This is a genomic window from Actinosynnema sp. (assembly GCF_052038725.1).
Genome location: NZ_JBQGCX010000254.1, coordinates 1 through 3212, shown reverse-complemented (window position 1 = coordinate 3212; position 3212 = coordinate 1). Strand labels below are relative to the sequence as shown.

Sequence of the window (3212 nt, the reverse complement as noted above, 5' to 3'; positions counted from 1 at the left end):
CGCCCGAGCCGGTCCGCGTGGCCTGCGCGGGGCCCCAGCGGGGGCCTGCGGGGGCTGCCTGAGGTAGCTCTTGCCGCCAGCCGCCAGCCGCCAGCCGCCAGCCGCCCGCCGCCAGCCGCCAGCCGCCAGCCGCCAGCCGCTGACCGCCTGCTGCCTGCCGTCCGCCGTTGACCGTCTGCCGTGTGCCGAATGAGTTGATCTTGCTTGTCGGGCGACTCGGTTCTGCTTGCCGCTGCTCCGAGCGGTAGCGCCCTGCTCGGTAGTGCTCTCCGCCCGTCGAGCCGAAGGGAGGGCTGCCCGCGTTCGCGCGCCACAGCGGGGGAGTGGTCTCGTGGGGCTGCCCCGCGTGGTTGTCGCGCGGGTCCGCTGAGGACAGTGCCCGCCGCTCGGTCGGCCTGCCCAGCGGGTGTCGCGTGGGCCGGCCCTGCGGCCCAGTCCGGCCGCTGCTGGATCCGGCCGCAGTGGGATCTGCTGGATCTTGCCGCCGCTGGCCTCGGCCACCTGCTGGGGCCGGAGGGCGCCTGCCTGCCCGCAGAGCACCGCTCTGCCGGGGCGCGACCGGACCGCTCTGCTGCCAGGCTGCTCTGCCGCTGGCCCGTTCTGCCGCTGGCCCGGTTCACCAGCGGCTCGGCTGCTATCGGCCCGGCTGCCACCGGCTCGGCTGCCCTCGGGCCGGTCGTCGTCAGCCTGGCAGAGGTCGGGCTGGCCGCCGTTGGGCCTGCTCGCCGACCGGGTGGTCAGCGAGCAAGCCCGCTCGGTGGTCCGCTGGATCGCGCGATCCGTCAGCTGGCGCGATCCGCTGGACTCGTGCTCCGCTGGATGTCGCGGCCCGCTAGATGTCGCGGCCCGCGCCGGGGGACGGGACGGCCGTGAAGGTGCGCGGCGTGGGCCAGCCCTTCGCGGCGAACGCGGCCTCGACGTCGGCCACCACCTTGTCGTGCAGCTCGACGGGCACCAGCGCGATCGCCGAGCCGCCGAAGCCGCCGCCGGTCATGCGGGAGCCCAGGGCGCCCGAGGCCAGCGCGGAGTCCACCGCGACGTCCAGCTCCGGGCAGGACACCCGGTAGTCGTCGCGCAGGCTGGCGTGCGACGCGGTCAGCAGCGGGCCCAGCTCGGCCAGTTCGCCCGAGCGCAGCACCTCCACCGCGCGCAGCACCCGCTCGTTCTCGGTCACCACGTGCCGCACCAGCGGGCGCAGGTTCTCCGGGAGCTTCGCCAGCGCCTCGTCAAGGCCCTCGGCCGCGACGTCGCGCAGCGCGTCGACGCCCAGTAGCGCCGCCGCCTCCTCGCTGCCCGCCCGGCGCGCGCCGTAGCCGCCGTCGCTGTGCGAGTGGCTGGCGCGGGTGTCGATCACCAGCACCTCCAGCCCGCGCGCCGACGCGTCGAACGGGACCTGCTCGGCCTCGCCCGAGCGCACGTCCAGGAACAGCACGTGCGCGTCGGTGCAGCACAGCGACGCGGTCTGGTCGAGCAGCCCGGTCGGCGCGCCCACGAAGTCGTTCTCCGAGCGCTGCACCAGCCGCGCGACCTGGGCCAGCGAGGGCGTGCCCGGCCCGGAGTCTGCTGGCTTGCCGCCCAGCTCCAGCAGCGCCAGCGCCACCGCGCACTCCAGCGCGTGCGACGAGGACAGGCCCGCGCCGGACGGCACGTCGCCCGCGATGACGACGTCCGCCCCGCCCTTGAGGCCCTCGGAGCGCAGCGCCCACGCCACACCCGCCGGGTAGGCGGCCCAACCGGGCACCCCACCCGGCTCCAGGTCCGCGACCAGCACGTCCTCGGCGTGGCGGGCCTCACCGTCGTCGCCGACCGTGACGACGCTCAGCACGCCGTCCTCGCGCGGCGACGCCGCGGCAGCCAGCCGGTGGGGCAGGGCGAACGGCAGCACGAAGCCGTCGTTGTAGTCGGTGTGCTCACCGATCAGGTTCACCCGGCCGGGAGCCGACCAGACGCCCGCGGGCGCACGACCGTGCAGCTTCTCGAACTCGACGGCCGCCTTGTCGGCCGGCCGCTGCCGCACGGCGCTCACCTGGCCTGCACCAGCACGGCGTGGGCGATGGACTGGCTCAGCTCGGCCGTCGTCCCACTCCCGCCGACCCGCACGACCTTGCTGTCGTCCAGCGACTCGACCTTCACAACACTTCCGGGCATCACACCTGCAGCTTTCAGATCCGCCATCAGATCGGGGTCGAGCTGAACGTGCTCGGCGATCCGCTTGACCTCCACCCGGCCCCCACCGCGCCTGGCGACCTCGTCGATGCGCAGCAGGTCCGCCTCCACGGGCGGAGCGGGCTCGCCGTCGCCGAGCTTGTCCAGGCCGGGGATGGGGTTGCCGTAGGGCGAGGTGGTCGGGTTGCCGAGCAGCTTCACCAGCTTGCGCTCGACGGCCTCGCTCATCACGTGCTCCCAGCGACACGCCTCGCTGTGCACGTGCTCCCACTCCAGGCCGATGATGTCGACCAGGAGCCGTTCCGCCAGCCGGTGCTTGCGCATCACCGACACCGCGAGGCTGCGGCCCTGCTCGGTCAGCTCCAGGTGCCGGTCGTCGGCGACGACCACCAGCCCGTCCCGCTCCATGCGGCCGACGGTCTGGCTCACGGTCGGGCCGCTCTGGCCCAGCCGCTCGGCGATGCGGGCGCGCAGCGGCACCACGCCCTCTTCTTCGAGCTCGTAGATCGTGCGGAGGTACATCTCCGTGGTGTCGATGAGGTCGTTCACACCCGCTCCCCTTCTTATGCCTTCATGCTAGTCGCACCGGTCGGGGCGACCTCTCGCGCTCACGGCGATCAGGTGCGCGTCGGTGCAGGATGGCACCGTGCACCCCTTGATCAGCACTGAAGCACTGGCTGTCGCGCTGGCGGGCGAGCGCCCCCCGGTCGTGCTCGACGTCCGCTGGCGGCTCGGCGGCCCGCCCGCACGACAAGACTACGAGGTCGGGCACGTCCCCGGAGCCGTCCACACCGACCTGGACGCGGCGCTCGCCGCCCCGCCCGGCCCGGAGGGCAGGCACCCGCTGCCCGAGGTGGCCGTGCTGGAGCGCGCGCTGCGCGCGGCGGGCGTCCGCGAGGGCGTCCCGGTGGTGGCCTACGACGACGGGGACGGCTCGGTGGCGGCCCGCGCGTGGTGGCTGCTGCGCTGGGCGGGCCACGACCAGGTGGCGGTCCTGGACGGCGGTTACGCGGCGTGGTCGGCCGAGGGCAGGCCGGTCACCGACG

General features: G+C 74.7%; 3 protein-coding genes. 1 reads left to right on the top strand and 2 read right to left on the bottom strand.

Going from position 1 to position 3212, the window contains the following annotated elements:
* Nucleotides 1–832: 832 nt before the first annotated feature.
* Nucleotides 833–2017, bottom strand: coding sequence for a galactokinase (gene galK / locus ACTUAL_RS04920; RefSeq protein WP_440899413.1), 1185 nt, complete (start codon nucleotides 2015–2017; stop codon nucleotides 833–835).
* A 5-nt stretch (nucleotides 2018–2022) separates the two neighbouring features.
* Nucleotides 2023–2715: a metal-dependent transcriptional regulator gene (locus tag ACTUAL_RS04915; protein WP_096492075.1), complete on the bottom strand. Its 693-nt coding sequence runs from the start codon at nucleotides 2713–2715 to the stop codon at nucleotides 2023–2025.
* Nucleotides 2716–2812: 97 nt separating this feature from the next.
* On the opposite strand from ACTUAL_RS04915, the gene ACTUAL_RS04910 reads away from it, so the two are divergent.
* The coding region (locus tag ACTUAL_RS04910) for a sulfurtransferase (protein ID WP_440899414.1) at nucleotides 2813–3212 on the top strand (400 nt) is incomplete at its 3' end.